Consider the following 20,227-nt stretch of genomic DNA (forward strand, 5'->3'; position numbering starts at 1 on the left):
ACTATTTCGACTGTATCTTAATGCCAAAAGAAACCGTTGAGGGTACAAAGTTCAGGCTCGAAGTCCCAAACTGAATCGTGTCCAAATGCTGGTATTGCGTATACACATACAAGTTTGAATTCACTTTCTTCTCTAATTCTAAAGAGAATCCTACGAAATACCGAAGCCCTTTGAACTGCTCGTCTTCTGCTAAATCCTCGTAATGGTTTTGTAAGAACTGGTTGCCGTTAATCATTTTTTGGACCGCTCCTCTCGCTTTCAGCATTAAAGTGAAATCATTTCTAAATTCCAGCTTCGGACCGATGCCCCCGGAAAGTCCCATGAAATCGGTCTGGTAGGAGAAGGGAATATTTTGGACATCACCCACGGCATTGTATTGTGAATAGGCTAGACCCAGGTCATATTGGAAACGACGCGACATGGATTTCTCGTAACCTAGCGTCATATTAAACCCAGAACTAGGCTTTAAATAGGTAGGATTAACCCCCTGCGAATCCGTGTAAACAAAGTTCGTGGTGTTCGCCCCTACGGAAAAATTCCAGGTTTGAGCTGATACTGAGCTCATTACGAACAATAAAAGAAGCGTGATTCTTTTCATAATTTTACCTTCAAATGGCCATTTAATTTGCTTTCTGAACCATTTAATAAGTAAAATTGGAATTAATAATGCGATTGTTCTTTATAGGATAAAATGGATTTAGTCCAAATTGTGTTTTTTTGGACTACTCCAGAAAGAATCTTTTCTTGGACAAGAAAAAATACTTTCCTTTTTATGTACTAAATTGCACGGCATTCATTTATTAAATGATTTTATACATCTCCCTGTTCTCTATTATCACCTCTGCGATTATCGCCATTTACAACTGGCGCATTAATCCGAACGCGTTATTATTAACAGGGATTTTCGGGATATTCTCCACGTATGGCTTAACCCATTATTTCACGGTTTACCACCACGACATTTTTTGGACAGCCATTTTCTACGGTAATCTCTCTCCCTTATGGTATTTACCAGGCCCGATGTTGTATGTGTATACGCGGAATACCATCACGGATAAAAGCCTATTTTCATCTAAAAAAGACTACCTGCATCTGTTGCCTTTTCTCATTCAAACTGTCAATATTGCGCCCTATTTATTCAGCACATTTGACTTTAAATTACAAACGGCAAGGCTAATCAATGAGAATATAAACAATGTCCGAACCCTAGGAAGCGGCTTCTTTATTCCACCTAGTATCTCCTTTGTGACACGACCTAGCTTGGTGATTATCTATGCTATTGCCAGCGTTTTCATCTTGCAAAAATACCATCGGAGAGAGCGGAAAAACTTAGATGGGAACAAGCAAAATAAACTCGTCTATAACTGGCTGTTTACCCTCATTTTAGTCACCTTAATCGTGGCGGTGAATTTCCTTGTGATGACGCTAGATCTATATGATGCGCCTGTTAACAGCGTCATCATGGAATCCGAGCCTACCTACAATATTTCTGGAATTGCCTACGCCTTACTTCCCCTCGTTTTAATCGTATTCTTCCCGCAAATACTATACGGGATGCCTATCGCAACCTCGACTAAAAAGGCGCCTAAAATAACGATTCAGGAGGCTGATTCGGAGGATCCTTTGGCAGAAACCGCTCAACTCATCGTCGATTACATCAACAACGAAAAACCTTATTTATATCCGGATTTTGACATCGAAGATATCTCGGAAAAACTCGACATCCCGAAGCACCATATCATTTATTGCTTCACCATGATCCTGCAGAAAAAATTCACAGCCTACCGCTCCACAGTACGCATCGAACATGCAAAAGAGTTGTTAAAAGCAGGTAAGGCAGACACCCTGTCCATCGACGGAATAGGCGCCCAGTCTGGCTTCTCTTCGCGCTCTGGTTTCTATGCGACGTTTAAGGCGGAAACGGGGATGACGCCGAGTCAATATTTGGAAAGCTTATAAAAAAAGAGGCCTCTTTTCAGAAGCCTCCTCTTTCTATTTTACGATCTGTACTTCCACTCTTCGATTCAGCTTCATGCCATCCACCGTCGTATTCGGTGCGGCTGGCACTAACTCTGAGAACCAAGCCAATTTCATTCGCTTTTTCTTCACCCCATGCTTCATCAGGTAGTTGCGCGCCTCGAATACACGGTTCTTCGAAAGTTCGACGTTGTATTGTACGGTTTGGCGAGAATCCGTGTGACCCGTCACTTTCAGCTTTAGACTAGGCTGAGCTTTTAACAAGGCCAACGCAATATCAAAGGTGCTTATCGACTCTGCCGTTAAGCTAAATCGATTCGTATTAAAGTAGATCACTAAGTTCTCTGGCACCCCTTGAAGGGCCACTAAACCGGCCACGTTTGGCATCAAATCATCTGCATCGATTACACCGTCACCATCCGCATCTTTAGGCGCAGGACAGCCTTTTAAAGAAGCAATTCCAGCTACGTTAGGACATGCATCTTCGCTGTCATAAATTCCATCGCCATCTGAATCTGCTGGGCAACCTTGATTCGCTTTAATACCCGCTAGTGTAGGGCAACGATCTTCCGCATCGATGATTCCATCGCCATCTGCATCCGCTGGGCAACCAGCATTAGCCCGAACACCTGCCACCGTAGGACATTTATCTTCTGCATCAATAACGCCGTCACCATCCGTATCTAGTGGGCAACCGTTGTTCGCACGAACGCCTTTTACCGTAGGGCATTTATCTTCTTTATCTACGATGCCATCGCCGTCTGTATCGATCGATAAGGGCTCGGCTACATTCACCGGGGCTGGCTTAGGCTTGTTCCCCCATTCGTACACTAGACCTGCGGTATAATGTGCATAAGTACCACGACCGTCAGTGAAGTCTACCTTACCTAATTGGAAGAAAGGAAAACCTACATTCACCATGGCGCGACCGTACAAAGAGCCTAAGATTTTAAAGTCAAATCCAGATCCTACGGAACCCGTCAAATCCACATCGCTGTAGGTCGTACGCGTCGAGTTATCTGCCACGACTTCACCACTGAAATTCGCAAATGGTCTAAACTTTTTGTGTGTTTCGCGATCTAATAAATAGTAACGAAGACCTAGGCCGGCTGAGGCCATATCTTTGGCATTTCGTATACCGTAAATGAGGGTTCCATAGACATCCACATTCGGCTTTACTTCAGCCGCATATTGAATCCCAAAATGCGTATAACTCTGCACGTAATCCCGGCGAGTCACAAAGTTTTGGTGCCACATATCGGAGACGCCACCGATTAGCGCGAAACTCTGACGCTTGGGTGTTTTGGCTTGTGTACTGTCCTGCGCAAAAGTGGGCGTAAACAGGGTCGTTAGTATCAATAAAAGTATAAAGTTCTTCATGTTATTTGGCTGATTCAGTTGGTGCGTCTTTCTTAAAAATCGATAAGCGAATCGCGATCTCGTGAGACTGCAAAGTGACTTTGCTTAAAGACGAAATAGGCATTTCGTAGATATAGGTCAAATAGATTTTAGGACTCGCCTGCACGCCTAAACGAGCACCGTAGCTATCTTTGTGGCGATACGAAATCCCCGTATCGAAGGCATTCCCGATGCGAGCATTCACGTTTACATCCCAGCTAACCGGCACATCTTTCGCGATACGCGCCATAAACGAAGGCTGTAAAGCCAGGCTATTCGAAAGTCGAACGGTCGTTCCCGCATTCACATAATGATACGTCACATCTTTATAACCCCCATTCCCAGAACCAAAATCATAGCCAATCACCCGCGGCTGCGAAATAGCCACAAACAAACCTTTGTTATTCGCTAAGCGCAAACCCCAGCCCGTATTGAACTTCATTCCGGTAGTGCGACTGCCCTGGAAAACGGGATCCGTAGGGTCCACGACTTGGATACCATCGTAATCTAATCCTAGACTTGACATCCCCACGCGAACGCCACCGGAAACCTTCCAGCTTTCATTCAATTTCACTTGGTAGGCAAAATCCCCTGCGGCCGTCATAATCTTCGAGGGACCTGACACATCTGAAAGAAAAACAAACCCTAGACCGGTGTTCGGTTTCCATTTAAAATTACCCGTAAAACCCATCGTGCGAGGAGCCCCTTGAATCCCCACCCATTGCTGGCGGTTCATCGCGATGATTTCCCCTTGGTGTTCCACCTGTCCCGCAAAGGCTGGTGAAACAACGATTGGGTTTAATCGGTACATCGAGTACATCGATTCGATTTGTGCGTTTGTTATATAAGATCCCAAAAGTAGGACTGCTATTATTACTATTCTCATCTTCTTGCTTATTTAATCGTACGATCGATGGCTAAATAATTACTGATGGTAGGCTTTCTACCATAGAAATCTAACACGTAGAAGTAGGTTCCGTCTGGCAGAATCGTACCACTCCAGCTGTTATCATAGTCATCCATTTCAAAGACTAAGGTTCCCCAACGGTTGTACACCGACAAGTGATTCGGTAACTTCCGGAACACCAATCCTTTGAAGACTAATCGATCGTTTTTGTCATCATTATTAGGCGAAATCCCCTGAGGTGCAAAAATCTCACACTCATCCGGATCTAGTCGATTCACAATCCCATCTTTATCACAATCAGCGAAGTCCGCCACTTCATTATACTCTTCGTCAAAGTCAGAGATTCCATCTCCATCCGAGTCCACATCGTATGGATCTAATTTCCCATCGCGATCCGTATCCGGCGGCGTTAAACCTTTATTCGCAGAGGACGGAATTCCTTTCTCATCGATGTTTCCATCCGCGATACCATCTTGATTATAATCCGAACCGCTCGCTTCGATTACGTCTTTGATTTGGTCTGCATCAGAATCCAAATCGCGGAAGTTAGGCGTACCATCTGCATCCGTGTCACAGAGAATTCCGGTGCCCGTACACACCTTGTTTTCAACGGAATCGAGGATACCATCGTTATCAGAATCTAAGTCTAAATAATCCGGCTTACCATCCCTATCCGTATCCACTATCGTCTCTAATTTATCCGAGATGCTGTCCCCATCTGAATCCGTATCCAAGCAATTTGGAATTCCATCTCCATCTAAATCCTGCGTTCCTTCTACCTGATTCGTCACGCCATCCGCGTCACAATCTAATAGTAACCAAGCCGCGCTAGGAGCCATGGTAATACTTCCCGCTTTAAATGAACAAGCATCGGAAGGCGAAGTGCCATCTGCTAATTCCGTTCCATTTAAAACGCCGTCGCCGTCACAATCCAAGGCTTTCCAGTCATCCGATACGTTCGCTTTCACTTGACGCGTAGGTTCGTAAACGCAAGGATCTGTAGGGGCCAAATCCGTTCCATTCGGCTCACCGTCACCGTCGCAATCGGATAATGGATCCTGTAAGTCACAAGCCAAAATCGTCACAAAAGCGAACGCAGAAACCGGTGGCGATACCGCCTTATTAGTTACCTTGTAACCCATCGTTACTAGGCCGGTCTCAAATGGAGCGCGCTTATACGTCATCTCGCCCGTAAGCGGATTAAAGGTGACGGTTCCTTTGGCCGTACCGTCATTTGGAGGCAATTGTCTCGAAATTTCTGTATTTGCACCTGGCAAGAAATCATCATTCGTTAAAATGTTAACCGTTAAAGCACCCGAACTTGGTAAGTTAACCAAATCATTAGAGGCCACTGGCGCATCAATATTTGGATCCGTTGCATTCGAATTTCCATCCGCATCACAGTCTAGCGTTCCCCAAGCCGTGCTAGGCGTTAAGGTTCTGCTCGCGACTACATAAGAACATCCCTCATTCGGATCCGTTCCGTCATCCGTTTCTTTTCCATTGGTCACACCGTCACCATCGCAATCCGCCGCACGCCAGATCGCATTCGTGGTTACTGGAGTTGCGCCTGCTAAATGAATGCAAGGATCGTTAGGATCTGTATCTGTTCCGTTAGGCGTACCGTCTCCGTCGCAATCCGCCGTTGACCATGCAGAGGTAGGCGTCAACGTTTGGCTAGCTACTAGGTAAGAGCAAACGTCGTTAGGATTTGTTCCGTCAATGGCCTCTTGTGCATCGGTGACTCCATCACCGTCTGTGTCAGCTACTGGAGTTGGAGTCGTCACGGTGACAGTCACGGTAGCAGTGGATGAACAAGAAGAACTAGTTCCTGATACAGAATAAGTCGTCGTTACTGTAGGTGATGCTGTCACTACAGCCGTATTAGTCGCAGACAATCCTGTGGAAGGAGTCCAAGTATAGGTCGATGCGCCAGAGGCTGTTAACGTAACGCTCGATCCAGATGTAATCGATGGCGCCGAAGGTGAAACTGATACTACTGGCAATGCATTCACAGTCACTGTTGCAACAGAACTATTTGATGCTGCACATACACCTACCCTAACTACCGCTCTGTAATATTTAGTTGCCGTTAAGTTAGTTTCCGTAATACTGGTTGAAACACTATTGATATTCGTTACTGTTCCAGAGAAATCCGCCGCTAAAGCAGATTGCCATCTCGTTACCGATCCAGTATAACCTGATAATGTCAACACTGTACTATTTGTTCCAGCACAAACGGCTGCAGATCCTGCTATCGTTCCACCCACACTTGATTGAACCGTAATTAGAATCGCTGAAGTATAAACCACCGCATCAATTGCTGTACTCACTCCGCGTCTAAAATAGGTATTCACTGAAATTGCTCCAGGGGAATAGGTCGATGAAGTAGCGCCCGAAATCGTATTAAAGGTTGTACCATCAATACTAGACTGCCATACATAAACAAGCGACCCAGTTCCTCCGCTTGCATCAATAGCTGAGCTTAAGCTAGCCGGCGTAGCGCCTACGCAAATGGTTTGATCAGCTGAAATCGTTCCGGCAGTTAATGCCGGATTAACACTAACCGTCACTGTTACAGCAGAAGAGCATGAAGTCGTTGAATTCGTCCCCGTAACAGTGTAGGTGGTTGTAACAGTTGGTGTCGCGGTGACTGCTGCGGTATTCGCGGCAGACAACCCTGTTGATGGAGTCCAGCTGTAGGAATTCGCTCCAGAGGCAGACAATGACACAGAAGATCCCGTTGTAATAGAGGCCGATGACGGAGATACGGCGATTGTAGGCAGCGCATTTACTAACACCTCAACTGGATGTGTAACGGCAAATGAAACACCGATCGTCGCTTTTCTTCTAAAATGAGTCGTGGACGTCAAGGCAACTGGATGCGAGTAAGATGCAGACGTAGCCCCTAAAATATCCGTATAAGTACCTGAATGACCATTGGTAGAAATTTGCCAAATATAAGTAGGCGAACCCCCTCCAGAAGCGTCAGTTAAGCTGGTAATTGTTGCTGGGGTAGAACCATAACAAATCGATTGATCGCCGCTTACTGTTCCAGGCGTTATATCGCTAACACTTAACACAAATGGTACAATTGCTGATGTACAACCCGTCGTACTATTCTTTACCGTTAAGTTAAAATCATAACTATTCTGAGCACTCGCTGGAATCGATATGGTCAATGGACTAGTTGTAACAGAAGCATTCGAAACCACTACAAAATTTGTCATGGCTGTAGTACCCGCCGTTAATGAGTACTGATCTGCCCCAACAGTCAAATTAGTGTAAGGAACGGTAAAGCTTGTTGCTGATGTCGTCACATCTGGAATGACATTGACTGAAACCGTAGGTAACGCATTCACAGTTACTGTTGCTACCGAACTAGTTGCTGCAGTACAAGATCCTAAAGTAACAACCGCACGATAATAAGTAGTCGCTGTTAAGTTAGTCGCTGTGATACTTGCCGAAGTACTAGCAATATCTGTTACGGAAGTAAAATTAGACGTTAATGAAGATTGCCATTTAGTTATGGATCCTGTTTCACCAGATAAGGTTAAAACAGTGCTATTAGTCCCAGAACAAACAGATGCTGATCCGGAAATTGATCCGCCTACGCTACTAGTCACAGATGCATTACCTGTGGTAATAGTTTGTGTAACAGCATTCGAAGAAGTGATACTGATAGTACCAGATTGCCCATCAATAGAGGCAGAAGACAAACGCACATAGATTAATCTTGCACTGACGGAACCCGATGATGGCGCGATACTTAAAGTAGAGGAATAAGTCCCGCCTGAACTTGCCGCTAATTCATAACCTGCCGGAGCCGTTAAAACTAAATTTGCTGTTAAATACTGAGCACTAACTGTAAATGTTTGGGCTACAGATGCAGTACCTAAGCACGTAGTAAATGTCGTTAAAGATCCCGATGTAGTGATTGTAGGAATAACAACAGTAACTAATTTGGAAACCGTTTTATCACACAAAGTATAAGTGATGGTACTTGTTCCAGCATTCACACCTGTTACCACACCTGTAGTAGGATCCACTGTAGCAATATTAGTATCAGTAGAAGACCAAGTTCCACCGGTTAATCCATTTGTATAGTTTGTGGTTGCGCCTTTACTTAATATAGCTTCACCAGAAATTTCTGGGATTATTCCAGGTACAAAATTTGATGTGGTCCCAGACATAGCGAAACCTTGTAAGGCACCATTTATATTAGCTACACTCGTACTATTAGTTATAATGTCATTTATTGAATTAGTGCCATTTAAGACTCCTTGGTTAAATTTATAATAGGCCACTAATCCTGTTTCATTTCCAGCTAATTCAGTTAGATAATTTAATCTTATTTGATCTGATGTTCTAGCTGTGTTCCAAATTCTTACTTCGTCACTTGCACCCTTATACATGTAGGAAGGGGATCCTCCGCTTACCAAACCTCCACCAATTGCAACTGGGATTGTTGATACAGAACTAATAGACCCCGTATGACCTACTCCAGTCTTAACGAGAACACCATCAACGTACAATTTCATATTTGAACCATCGTAAACTCCCGCGATATGATGCCATTCATTGATTGGCAAAACATTATCTGATGTTACACTATAGGGATACGATTCTCTATTTAATAATGGTTTACCATTATTAAGCGCTAAATAATAATTTCCCCCTACTCCACCCTTGTATTTTGATATTACCATTTGAAGACCAGCAGCATCCTCTCTTTTGACCCAAGCTTCTAAAGTAAAACTTGCCGTCCCTGTAAAAGCTAAATTACCATTGCTGCCTAAATTGTCTAATACCACTAAATCATCTACTCCATCAAAATGCAATGCGTTATCTGTATTAGTCGTGACAGTCAATGTCTTACTTGTTGCACTAGTAGATGTGACAGAAATGACTCCCGAAGCTGCCGATATTGAATTATTAGTCAATTTCGCAAATAGAGTAGTTGTTGGCACTGTAGCTGAAGTTGGAACAAGATTAATGCTTGATGCAAATCCACTATTCGCATTCGTAGAAACCTGAACTCCCGTGGGTGCCATAATTACTAGATCTCCAGTTAAGTTTGAACCTGAAACGGTGAATGCTTGAGGGTTAACCGCACAGCCCGAACACGTTGAGAATGTTTTTAAGGTTCCTGTGGTGGTTATGGAAGGTGAAGGCAGAATAGTACCTATTCCATACGCTCCGTCACTATTCAAAACATTACTTCCAGATATAGCTCCTGTATTTAAATTAAATTTTCTACTGGAAACTGCACCTGCATTCAAAATGGGTACTCTAATTTGTAAACTTGTTACACCTTGAGCAATTGACACTGTACTTGAAATATTGACCCAAGTACTTCCATTGTAATACTGAAGACTATTTGTGTAATCCGTATTTAATGTGGCTGTAGCTGGAGATAAACTTGGTGTAAAGGTTGTAATACCTGTAGCAGTCCTTGATAGTGTGATTGCAAATACTGCGTAAGAGTCAGTGTTATTAACTGTCACGTCATTGATTGAAATAATAGAGGATGAATTCTGAGTAGTAAGTACGTCATTTAAAACTGCGGCTATAGGATCTGATGATGTACCTACGTTTATTCCATTTTGAAAAGATCCTTCTTTTGAAGGAATAACTAAAATATATCCTTCTCCAGTTACAGTAGTATAGGTATTATCTGTTGGCATAAAATTGACTGCCATTGTGTTACCGTTTGCTTTATTCTGTCTGGATATAACACCATAGATACTAACTTGTTGATTAGACGAATTAGTATAAGAAAGAATACCTGCAATGTTATTACCAGAAAAACTAACATCAGCAGGGTTAGCAGACGTAAACTTAAATCCCGAACCTGATATAAAACTTATACCATCAAGAGAACTTGGCTGAATTGAATAAGAACTACCCGTTGCTTTGTATATATCATTGAAATACAGTTTGGCAGCATGCGCTTTCCCAGAAAATAAGACAAGCGAAACTACTAGGATTAAAAAACAAGTAGCTTTATGAAAAGACTTTAAAAAGCCTGTCCAATTGTTTAAAATAAACATATTTATAAAATTTAGAACACGGAGTTATCTCCGTTATTGGTACGCATGAACCTTACGTTATATCAACGAATGACTCAAAAATTCAATTATTAACACTAAGTTACGGCAAAGGAAAATCAATCTTTAGAGATCAATTTGAGTAATTAGTCCAAAAAAAAATTGGACTAACTCGAATCCCTCAAGATTTTGAGCAAATTTTACAATTAGCCAGTTTTTAAAAAATTTAGCTTAATTTTAAACCACATGAGAGCGCTGTTTATACTTTTTATACTATTCATTTATTTCCCGGGGAAATCCGAGGAAATTAGTTTGGCCTACGAGGGAGAAACCCTGATAAGCTACCAGAAACCCTATATATACATCATCGAAAAGGGACAATATAGGACGATCAAGATTCCCGAAATGACGGCGTCTGCTCCCATCCCTTTCAAGTTTACAGATACGACCTTTGCCAGAAAATTTACCCCCGCGTCTCACAACCTATTTAAGGTAAACAATAAAATTTATTTGGCGGATAATTTAGGCGGGATGGTGTATGAATTACGGCAGAATGAACTGGTCCGAATCGATCAATCTTTTGAGCATAAAATGCAGATTAATTCGGCTTCGTTTACCTTTGATAATCGCATATTTAAGTTTGGGGGATATGGCTTTTGGTCAGCGCGTAATTTCTTCACTTATTTTGATTTAAACTCCAAAGAATGGGAGGCCTATTCCCCCGTCCAAGGGGATCAAATTCCGCCTGGATTATTCGATGTAAATCAATATAAAAATGGGGATGAAATTACGTATTTTAATGGCATGTCCATTGATCCTTTCGATAATTTAAAGTTTGAAAAAAATCAAACCGTTTGGCATTTTAATTTGCGGAGTAAAACCTGGGAAAATAGAGGTAAAACGGCCCTGTTTTTTGGAAATAATCCCCAAAATTTTCAGTACAAAAACTACTATTTTGCCTTCACCGATGAACGTAGAATTATCCGCGTAAACTTCAGCGATAATTTCTACGAAATATTCTCTAATGAAGCTGTATCCAGCAAAATATCGCCTAAAATGCAGCCCTTTGTGGAGAACGAACGAATCTATTTTTTTGCCAATAACCACGCTTCTGAAGGCATCGATTTAGTTTCCATATCCTTACCGGAATTTTTAGGCAACTCACAATCAAAAGAGGACTTCATCAAAATTGATTTTTGGTCCACCTACTCTTCCTATTTTAACCTGGTTTTAGGTCTAATTTTGCTGGGTTTAATCGCCTATATTTGGCGTAAATACAGACCCGCAAAACCGACCCTTATTACCGATAAAAACGGAATGCTGTATGTAGGAAATGCGGCCATTAATTTTGACGAAACAGAGCTAAAAGTGCTGCGCTTTTTGTTGAAAAACGATGACGTTCCTAACTCCGAATTACTTGAACTAATCGAGCAAAAAGGCGTACATTTTTCACACAATATTCGGTTAAAAAATGACCTTTTAAATCAATTAAATCTGAAGCTAAAAGCCATCCTTCAAGTCGATGTCAATTTCATTATTTTCAAAAAATCAGACACCGATTCCCGCTTGAAAGTCTATCGATTGAACAAGCACTATTTTAAAGTAAGCGAGGAATTTTTGAACGACTAAGATATGATCCAAATCTTCGTAACCGGTGGGACTTTTGACAAAGAATACAATGAGCTGAATGGCTCCCTGTTTTTCAAAGACACGCATCTGCCAGAGATGCTGGAGAAGGGCCGCAGCAGACTTTCGGTGAATATCGATACGCTTTTAATGAAAGACAGTTTAGAATTTAACGATATCGATCGCCAGCTCATCTCGTCTTCCTGCGCATCTGCCGCTGCTGATCGCATTTTAATTACCCATGGAACCGATACGATGGTGCAAACCGCGCAGTATTTGGCCGCGCAGAATTTGGGAAAAACCATCGTCCTCACCGGCGCCATGATTCCCTACAAGTTTGGTAGCTCAGATGGGATGTTTAACCTAGGAAGTGCTTTGGCATTCCTCCAAATCCTCGACCCCGGCGTCTACATTTCGATGAACGGCAAGATTTTTGCGACGAATAACGTCCGCAAGAACCTAGAAAAGGGTGAATTCGAGACAATAAATTAATACCTTGCATCCACATAAAACCCTGTTAATCATGAAAAACAAAATCATCGTCGGCTTAATCGTCGTATTAATCGCCATCCAATTCGTTCCCACAGAAAAAAATCTCTCGAACGATAACACTTATGCTATCGAAACGAAGTATGAGGTTCCCGCAGACGTTAAGGTCCTATTAGAAAATGCCTGCAACGATTGCCACTCGAATAAATCAACCTATCCTTGGTACAGTTCGGTTCAGCCGGTGGGTTTTTGGCTAGATCACCACGTGAATGATGGTAAAAAGCACTTGAATTTCGCGACGTTTACGAAGATGCCTATCGCGGTGCAAAACCACAAATTAGAAGAGGTGGTGGAACAAGTAGAGTCTGGCGAAATGCCGATGCCGTCTTATACATATTTTGGCCTGCATAGTAATGCCAAATTATCAGAGGCAGACCGCTCTAAAATCATCAACTGGGCTAAGTCTCAAATGGCGATGTTGAAATCAAGCTATCCAGCTGATAGTTTGAAGATGAAGCCAAGACCGCGGGGCTAAGCGCTGCTGCGCTGCGCAGTCGATAGTCGATAGTCGATAGTCGATAGTCAACTAGTCGAGAGGCTGGAGGCTGAATGTTCGTCTGCTGACTCTAATGGCACTATCTAGTGAAATAAACCTCGAGGTACTCAGAGGGCTTTTCAGGTATTGACAGGTTTTGTCAATACCTGAAAATCGACTTTAATATTTTACGAGTTATTTCAACTAAAAGTGACAATAAGCGCAGTAAGGGACTTTTTGACTAAACCGAAGGTGACTGAATCGCGAAGCGATGACTGAATGACATAGTCATGACTTCGCTGCTCCGCAGCGATTACAGCGACTTCATATCAATCACAAAGCGGTACTTCACATCTGACTTGATTACGCGCTCGTAAGCCTCGTTCACGTCTTTCATGTTGATCATTTCGACATCAGAAAGGATGTTGTGCTCCGCGCAGTAGTCGAGCATTTCTTGAGTTTCGGCGATGCCACCGATCATGGATCCGATGATGGAACGTCTTTTGGAAATCAACGTAGCCGCGTAAACTTGAGCCGCCTCTGGAGGAATTCCCACTAAAAGCATCTTGCCCTCGACCTTTAATAGGCCCAAAAACTTGTTCAAATCATGTGACGCCGCCACCGTATTCAAGATAAAGTCAAACGACCCTTTCAAGGATTCCATTGTCGCTGGATCCGTCGATAAGGCGAAGTGATGAGCGCCCAGGGCTTTTGCGTCTGCTTCTTTGGAAGGAGAAGTACTCAACATGGTTACTTCCGCGCCAAAAGAGGCCGCAAATTTCACCGCCATATGGCCCAAACCACCCAAACCTAAGACCGCCACTTTGTGACCCTTTCCCACCCCAGCATAGCGCAAAGGCGAATACGTCGTAATGCCGGCGCAAAGAAGGGGAGCGACGCGCTCGAGCTCTTTGGTAAACGGAATATGCAAGGTATACGCTTCGTCGATGACATAGGTGGAAGAATATCCGCCAAAAGTCTGCGTCACCCCATCGCGGTAATAGCCATTGTAGGTAGGCGTCATCTCCTCGTCGCAGTATTGCTCCTGGCCTTTTTGGCAAGAAGGACAAACGCGGCACGAGTCCACAAAAACACCCACACCGGCCAAATCACCCACTTTAAACTTCGTTACTTCCGATCCCACTTCCGTGATCGTACCCACAATTTCGTGGCCAGGAACAATGGGATACACAGACGGCCCCCACTCGGAGCGCACCATGTGAATATCGGAATGACAAACCCCGCAATAGAGGATGTCGATTTTTACGTCTTTGGGACCCACATCGCGTCTTTCAAACTCAATCGGTGCCACCGGCGCCTGCGGATTCACCGCGCCATATCCGTGTACTTTTATCATAGTCTTGTTTATTATTATCAGGTAAATTTAGCAGATAAATAGGTAGATTTATTATATAAATGTTTCTAAAATATTTCAAACCCCTACAAACAATGGCAACTAAGAAATTACCCAATAATGAAGTATTTGAAGCAAAGACCTTGTTGTTAAAGGGCGCGATTAAACTCCCCAAAAATTTCATTTATAAATCTTCTTTGGTAAAAGCAATTACTGATAAATATGGATTGAAGCGTTGAGAGCCACTAATATTAAAAAAACGTCAAGGCATCCAAGCCGCTTTTGGACTATTGACACTTTCTGTCAATACCTGAAAAGCCCGCTGCGTACCTCGACGTTTATTTCACGCAATATTGCCATCAGAGGCCTTAATAAGCATATTAGACCAAATCGCGAAGCGATGACTAAACGACACTGTCGTGACTAAGGCGCTTCGCGCCAAGTCGACTAAATCGCGAAGCGATGACTAAGTCCGCAGGACGACTAAGCGGCAACGCCGAGAATAAGAAAATCAAGGCATAAAGCGATTTATGCAACGATTAATCCCTACATTCGTTGCACATTATGCAAAGATTAAGCACCTACATCCACGAACTCGAGTCTTGGTCTAACTTCACTTGGAGATTAGATCAGTTGATCTTGCCCCTAAGTGAGGTGCATTTCTTGCAGGGACGGATTTTAGGGAAGATGGAAGCCCTCGGTTTTTCTTTGCAAAAGGAGGCTTTTTTAGAGACCCTGACCTTAGATGTGCTGAAGACTTCGGAAATCGAGGGCGAGCGCTTGAATGCGGAGCAGGTTCGCTCTTCGATTGCGCGGCAGTTAGGTTTGGAAATTGCCGGTTCGATTCCCTCTGATCGCCACGTGGATGGCGTGGTGGAAATGATGTTAGATGCAACCCAAAACTTCAACGACCCACTCACCTCCAACCGGCTTTTCAACTGGCATTCCGCCCTTTTCCCCACCGGGCGTTCCGGAATGTACCCTATTTCGGTAGGCCAATGGAGGACAGATAAAAAGGGTCCGATGCAGGTAATTTCGGGGGCTTTTGGCAAGGAAAAAATCCATTTTCAAGCACCGGATTCCACCAAAATCGAGGACGAAATGGCCCTCTTTTTAGACTGGTTTAACACCAATAAAACCCTAGACTCCGTCATAAAGGCGGGCGTTGCTCACCTCTGGCTATTGACCATCCACCCTTTTGACGATGGGAATGGTCGAATTACACGCGCGGTGACGGATTTATTAATGGCCCGCTCAGACACTAGTGCGCAACGATTTTATAGCCTTTCGGCGCAAATACAGCTGGACAGAAATGCCTATTACACTATTTTAGAGAAAACCCAAAAAGGAAACCTCGACCTCACTCTCTGGCTCCACTGGTTTTTAGAAACCCTCATCAAAGCTCTAAAATCAACGGATACGCTATTAAAGCGCGTATGGTTAAAGGGAGAATTTTGGCAAAAAAACAACCTCATCACCCTCAACGACAGGCAAAAGCGAATGCTCAACAAAATTCTCGACGGCTTCGACGGCCATCTCACCTCCGATAAGTGGGCAAAAATCTGTAAATGCTCAAAAGACACGGCCATCAGAGACCTAAACGACTTGCTTTCTAAAAACATCCTGCAAAAAGACGAGGCAGGCGGTCGCAGTACGCGCTACCGCCTGAGTTAAAGCAGCGCATCACTATTATCGAAACTTGCAAAATTTACAAGTTTTGATAATAGTGGATTCTTAATGCAATGTTGTTAAAAAAACTTGTTCATTGATGCCATACGGAACGCATTTGCTTTTAAATCACGCTCTAATAAAGGAATTCCAACAGCTTTTGCTTCTTTCTCCCAGCCCTGAACGGCATTCTTCACTTCTACAATAATCTTCTCTGCTCGTTCTGCTTCTATTCTAAAGAATGGCGCGGTCTCTCTGAGTAGATCCCAATCCAACGCATTATCCACATCAGAGATATTTAAATGAAGACCTGTACCTGTTTCAACGGGATTAATATCATAAGCCGGAGATAAAATCCATCCTTCTTTGGACCACAAAAAACCGTGATTTCTAAGGTGGTCATCCACATTAGAAACGGCAATAGAAAAGGCCATTCGTCTCCACAATTGGACTAAATCACTCGAAACATTCGCACCCTGTTGTATGATAAAATCAGCTAATTCAAGATAACTAGCGCCATCTTGTCCATCAGAATAGCCTAAAAGTGTCATCGCAGAAGCAAAATGTTTTCTTTTGCCAGCACTTGTACGATCAAAGCGTTTCGTTAAAAAAGTATGGTGCTTTGTCGAATAGATTTTAGCTTTTGCCTCAGCCATTTCAAGGCCCGCTTTTAAAGCCAAACGATGCGTTACCAATTCCCAGCCACCTACATCAAACGTATCTTGTCCACTGGGGAACTTGGCGATCCATAGGTGCCCGTTCACATCTGCAACACTTGCTTTTGGGCGAGCGCCCCCTAAGGAAGATCCAGGCGCCACTAACAAGCTTAACCACCGCAAATAATCAGGATCCTGAACCGCTTCCTCGCTTTCTAAACGCAAACTTATCTGTTCTAATTCTCTAATGGAAGTCCAGGCCGGAACCGCGTATTGTTTGTTATCGTCCAAAAAAGGTCCATCCATTTCCCTTTTATAACGCAATCCCCCCATCCGATTTCCATCAAAAACACCCAATAGAAAATCCAGTTCGGTCAAATTTTGCAGGGCCCTTTTCTCCAAACGCGCCATAGCCGCCTCCCTCCTACGCAACAAAACTCTTCCCCAGCGATCCGGCGATGAATCTAAAAACAAACCAAAATTCATTTTATCATCACTCAAATACTGCAAACCCTCACTAAAAATTAAATCGGGATCCAGTATTTGCGCAAAATTACTCGACAACCATTCCTTCGAATAAACAAAAGAAAATACCTCTTTTCCTCGCAATAGTTCCGATTGCAGTTGACCCATGAGCATTTTCTCCTCTGGCAAACCCTCCCAATCAGCATATACAAAAACACTTCGATAAGCCATCTTTCTTATTTTTTAGGCGCGCGTTGCTTTGTCACTAATTCTAAATCCTGTAATCTCCTTCCCAGCACATCATCTTTCGCTAGAAGCAAAAAGTCAGAGGATAAATTTAGCACGTGCAATACCATAAAATACGCCCCCATACTGACAGAATCCACCCCTTTTTCAATCGAAACAAGCGTAGGGCGACTGATCCCTGCCCGCATAGCCACTTGCTCTGCGCTCAATTTTCTGCGCAAACGCGCTAGCTTAATATTCTCGCCCATACCACTCAAAATTCGTTGGTATTTAGGCATAAGTGGAAATCCTGAATTCGCCATAACATTAAATATAATTTACAAATATACGCTATTTTGTTAATTTAAATTAACATTATGATTTCTTGTGTGAGTAATTTATAAAATGCTGTATATTTGCCCCCATGAACCGATTCTTTGCCCTTTTACTTTTCATCCCTCTTTTTACCCAGGCGCAGTTTAAAATCACTGTTTCCCGCACAAAAGACCCCGTTTATTTCCGTGGAACCCTGTTTGATGAGAAGAATTATTTGGCCAAAGATACGGTGCGCGGCACACTTTTAACATCGAAAACCCCCATCAAAGGCGGTATCTATTACCTACAATTCGCTCCATCCAAAGAGCGCATTTACTTCAATATCGAGAACAACGATCAATTCGCTTTGACCTTTTCCGGCCCGGCCTATTTAGCCACAGCCCACTCCTCAGACCCGAAAAACGAAGTATTTTTGAACTACCAAAGACTCGAAAAATCCTTCTCCGTCATCGACTCCCTGTACCAGGTAGAAATTGCGCGCGGCCGCAAGTTCAAGTTCGCGGAGAAAGCGGCCTTTTTCCAGTCCAAAACGGCTGCCTTAGTCGCCTTCCGCAAGAAAGCTCTTGCTACGCTTCCTCCCTCTTCTACGCTTGCGCTCTATTTTAAATCACTCAATACGCTAGACGAATCAGTTCCTAGCCGTACGGACTACGCGGCTCGTGTCCGCTTTTTCACAAAGATTCCGTTCAGCGATGGCAAGTTATTGTTCACCCCCGTTTACCGTTCTTTGCTCGTAGAATACCTCTCCTATTATCCTTTGCAGGCTGATTCGATCCGTGTAGGTGTAGAAAAGGCGATGTCCAAAATCGACTGCGGCGCCAAATCCTATCCCTTCCTTTTCGACTATTTCTCCAGCGTGATGAAGAACCGAAACATCGTAGGAAACACAGAGGGCTATGCCTGGTTTTTAACCAAATACGGGGTAGGGAATGCGTGCGGCGCGTTTACCGCCGCGCAGAAAAAAGCCTTTAAAGAAGAAGCCGAAAAATTGAGCGCCTTAAAATCGAACGCAGTCGCCGCAAACATCGTGCTAAAAGACACCGCCGGTGCCACCCAGGACCTCCATAAATTCGCATCAGAAAACGATTACACCCTTTTAATGTTCTACGCACCCACCTGTGATCATTGCCAAAAAGAGGTCCCCGAAATCGACTCCACCACCTCTGTCATCTCCCGCATCATGAACCTAAAAATAGGTCGCTTCGCGGTCTGCAACGAACCCGGCGTATCCCGCGCTGTTTGGCTTGATTTCATTTCTAAATACCGCGTAAACACGAACGTCCTCCACGTCGACTTACCCGCTAATTCCCCCTTGCGCAGCACCTACGACGCCTTCTCAAACCCCACCTTTTATCTCTTAAACCGCAAAGGCGAAATCGTGGCTAAAAAAATCAGCCCCACCACCCTCCGAAAATACTTCGCCGGGCTACAGTCTGCGCGCCCTAATGTGCCCTAGCGTACTCTAATGGCACTATGCTGTGAAATAAACGTCGAGGCACGCAGAGGACTTTTCAGGTATTGACACATACTGTCAATTCCCCCGTTATGATTATCAATAACCTGATAGGTTTAGGCTGAAAATTGTTAGAGGTTTGCAAATATAACCACTAATAAAATGCCCGAAATTTGCCGATTCTACGGCCTAACGATTTACATGTTCTTCAACGATCATCTACCTCCGCACTTCAAAGTAAAATTTGCAGAATTCGAGGCCAATATCAAAATTCTAGACGGCTCGATTCTAACTGGAAATTTGCCAAAGAATAAACTCAAGCTAGTACAAGCATGGGCAGAAATTCATACATTTGAATTAATCACTATGTGGGATAGCAAGATTTTTCACAGTATTAAACCACTTCAATAATGATACGCATAGATAAAATCATCGAAATTGCTCCCTATTATGTTGACTGCCTTTTCAATACGGGAGAACTAAAGCGAATTGAAGTGCTACCGCTGCTTTTAAATCACCAAAATTTAAATGGAATTGATCAATTAAAAGACCATTCAATCTTTGAAAAAGCGCTCATTGGTGAAATGGGCGAACTAAAATGGGAGAAAATCATTTTATCGCCCAAGGATGATTCAGGAAAGCGTTGGGATTACGATATCTCTCCTGAGTTTGCATATGAAATAGGCAATATTTTGGTTTAAATCCGGCAATTATTTAACCGTAAAATAAATCATACACAATCGTCATTAATCCATTTTTCCTCCTACCTTTATCTCAGTTTTAAACAAACACAAAATGAAAAAAGATGTAATTGTAGGCTAAGCGCCTAATTAATATTCGAATTGAAAAAGCCTGAATCTTCAGGTTTTTTTTATGCCCTGAAAACAGGAAGATAATTGACACATTCTGTCAATACCTGAAAAGCCCTCTGCGTACCTCGACGTTTATTTCACACATTAATGCCCATAAGCCCCGTAAACAACATATATGACTAAATCGCGAAGCGATGACTAAGCCGCAGGCGACTAAACGGCCTCGCCGTGACTAAGCCGCAGGCGACTCTTTGACTAAGGCGCGAAGCGCCGATC

At 43.3% G+C, this 20,227-nt stretch carries 16 protein-coding genes; 9 read left to right on the forward strand and 7 right to left on the reverse strand.

Translation table 11 applies throughout. From position 1 onward, the window contains the following. Position 1: 1 nt before the first annotated feature. Positions 2 to 598: a hypothetical protein gene (locus tag EWU21_RS04400; RefSeq protein ID WP_130895598.1), complete on the reverse strand. Its 597-nt coding sequence runs from the start codon at positions 596 to 598 to the stop codon at positions 2 to 4. A gap of 206 nt (positions 599 to 804) precedes the next feature. Here EWU21_RS04400 and EWU21_RS04405 point away from each other — a divergent pair, with 206 nt between their 5' ends. Beyond that, on the forward strand, positions 805 to 1,959 hold the full coding sequence (locus tag EWU21_RS04405; protein WP_130895599.1) for a helix-turn-helix domain-containing protein: 1,155 nt from the start codon (positions 805 to 807) through the stop codon (positions 1,957 to 1,959). Positions 1,960 to 1,992: 33 nt separating this feature from the next. On the opposite strand, the gene EWU21_RS04410 is transcribed toward EWU21_RS04405, so the two are convergent. The 3 genes from EWU21_RS04410 to EWU21_RS04420 are packed head-to-tail and all read right to left on the reverse strand — an operon-like array spanning position 1,993 to position 10,335. Further along, positions 1,993 to 3,357 carry an OmpA family protein gene (locus EWU21_RS04410; RefSeq protein ID WP_130895600.1) on the reverse strand — a complete coding sequence of 455 codons (1,365 nt, stop codon included), beginning with the start codon at positions 3,355 to 3,357 and terminating at the stop codon, positions 1,993 to 1,995. Position 3,358: 1 nt separating this feature from the next. Next, the gene (locus tag EWU21_RS04415; RefSeq protein WP_130895601.1) at positions 3,359 to 4,261 is read right to left on the reverse strand and encodes a PorP/SprF family type IX secretion system membrane protein; all 903 of its coding nucleotides are present in this window, start codon (positions 4,259 to 4,261) and stop codon (positions 3,359 to 3,361) included. Between the two features lie 8 nt (positions 4,262 to 4,269). Beyond that, positions 4,270 to 10,335 carry a LamG-like jellyroll fold domain-containing protein gene (locus tag EWU21_RS04420; RefSeq protein ID WP_130895602.1) on the reverse strand — a complete coding sequence of 2,022 codons (6,066 nt, stop codon included), beginning with the start codon at positions 10,333 to 10,335 and terminating at the stop codon, positions 4,270 to 4,272. 243 nt (positions 10,336 to 10,578) lie between these two features. Between EWU21_RS04420 and EWU21_RS04425 the strand changes: the two genes are divergently transcribed. Genes EWU21_RS04425 through EWU21_RS04435 form a run of 3 tightly spaced genes read left to right on the forward strand, consistent with a single transcriptional unit; the run spans position 10,579 to position 12,982 of the window. Next, entirely contained in the window at positions 10,579 to 11,961 is a 1,383-nt protein-coding gene (locus EWU21_RS04425; protein ID WP_130895603.1) for a hypothetical protein, read from the forward strand. A gap of 3 nt (positions 11,962 to 11,964) precedes the next feature. Continuing rightward, positions 11,965 to 12,450: an asparaginase domain-containing protein gene (locus EWU21_RS04430; RefSeq protein ID WP_130895604.1), complete on the forward strand. Its 486-nt coding sequence runs from the start codon at positions 11,965 to 11,967 to the stop codon at positions 12,448 to 12,450. A 31-nt stretch (positions 12,451 to 12,481) separates the two neighbouring features. After that, the gene (locus tag EWU21_RS04435) at positions 12,482 to 12,982 is read left to right on the forward strand and encodes a heme-binding domain-containing protein (RefSeq protein ID WP_130895605.1); all 501 of its coding nucleotides are present in this window, start codon (positions 12,482 to 12,484) and stop codon (positions 12,980 to 12,982) included. A gap of 313 nt (positions 12,983 to 13,295) precedes the next feature. Here the strand turns inward: EWU21_RS04435 and EWU21_RS04440 are convergent, their stop codons facing one another. Further along, the gene (locus EWU21_RS04440) at positions 13,296 to 14,339 is read right to left on the reverse strand and encodes an NAD(P)-dependent alcohol dehydrogenase (protein ID WP_236633168.1); all 1,044 of its coding nucleotides are present in this window, start codon (positions 14,337 to 14,339) and stop codon (positions 13,296 to 13,298) included. Between the two features lie 92 nt (positions 14,340 to 14,431). On the opposite strand from EWU21_RS04440, the gene EWU21_RS11245 reads away from it, so the two are divergent. Both EWU21_RS11245 and EWU21_RS04445 read left to right on the forward strand, forming a co-directional pair. Then, positions 14,432 to 14,575 carry a hypothetical protein gene (locus EWU21_RS11245; RefSeq protein ID WP_161566471.1) on the forward strand — a complete coding sequence of 48 codons (144 nt, stop codon included), beginning with the start codon at positions 14,432 to 14,434 and terminating at the stop codon, positions 14,573 to 14,575. 325 nt (positions 14,576 to 14,900) lie between these two features. Next, entirely contained in the window at positions 14,901 to 16,010 is a 1,110-nt protein-coding gene (locus EWU21_RS04445) for a Fic family protein (protein WP_130895606.1), read from the forward strand. Positions 16,011 to 16,084: 74 nt separating this feature from the next. Here EWU21_RS04445 and EWU21_RS04450 read toward each other — a convergent pair whose 3' ends face one another. Both EWU21_RS04450 and EWU21_RS04455 read right to left on the reverse strand, forming a co-directional pair. Next, entirely contained in the window at positions 16,085 to 17,356 is a 1,272-nt protein-coding gene (locus tag EWU21_RS04450; RefSeq protein WP_130895607.1) for a type II toxin-antitoxin system HipA family toxin, read from the reverse strand. Positions 17,357 to 17,361: 5 nt separating this feature from the next. Continuing rightward, complete coding sequence (locus tag EWU21_RS04455; RefSeq protein ID WP_130895608.1) at positions 17,362 to 17,673, reverse strand: helix-turn-helix domain-containing protein; 312 nt, start codon at positions 17,671 to 17,673, stop codon at positions 17,362 to 17,364. Between the two features lie 101 nt (positions 17,674 to 17,774). Between EWU21_RS04455 and EWU21_RS04460 the strand changes: the two genes are divergently transcribed. The 3 genes from EWU21_RS04460 (at position 17,775) to EWU21_RS04470 (ending at position 19,840) form a co-directional block, all read left to right on the forward strand. Further along, positions 17,775 to 19,142, forward strand: coding sequence for a TlpA family protein disulfide reductase (locus EWU21_RS04460; protein ID WP_130895609.1), 1,368 nt, complete (start codon positions 17,775 to 17,777; stop codon positions 19,140 to 19,142). Positions 19,143 to 19,301: 159 nt separating this feature from the next. Further along, positions 19,302 to 19,550 carry a DUF4160 domain-containing protein gene (locus EWU21_RS04465; RefSeq protein WP_130895610.1) on the forward strand — a complete coding sequence of 83 codons (249 nt, stop codon included), beginning with the start codon at positions 19,302 to 19,304 and terminating at the stop codon, positions 19,548 to 19,550. After that, positions 19,550 to 19,840 carry a hypothetical protein gene (locus EWU21_RS04470; RefSeq protein WP_130895611.1) on the forward strand — a complete coding sequence of 97 codons (291 nt, stop codon included), beginning with the start codon at positions 19,550 to 19,552 and terminating at the stop codon, positions 19,838 to 19,840. The genes EWU21_RS04465 and EWU21_RS04470 overlap by 1 nt, the downstream gene beginning before the upstream one ends. Positions 19,841 to 20,227 lie beyond the last annotated feature (387 nt).

The sequence above is a fragment of the Aquirufa antheringensis genome (assembly GCF_004307425.1).
Taxonomy (GTDB): Bacteria; Bacteroidota; Bacteroidia; order Cytophagales; family Spirosomataceae; genus Aquirufa; species Aquirufa antheringensis.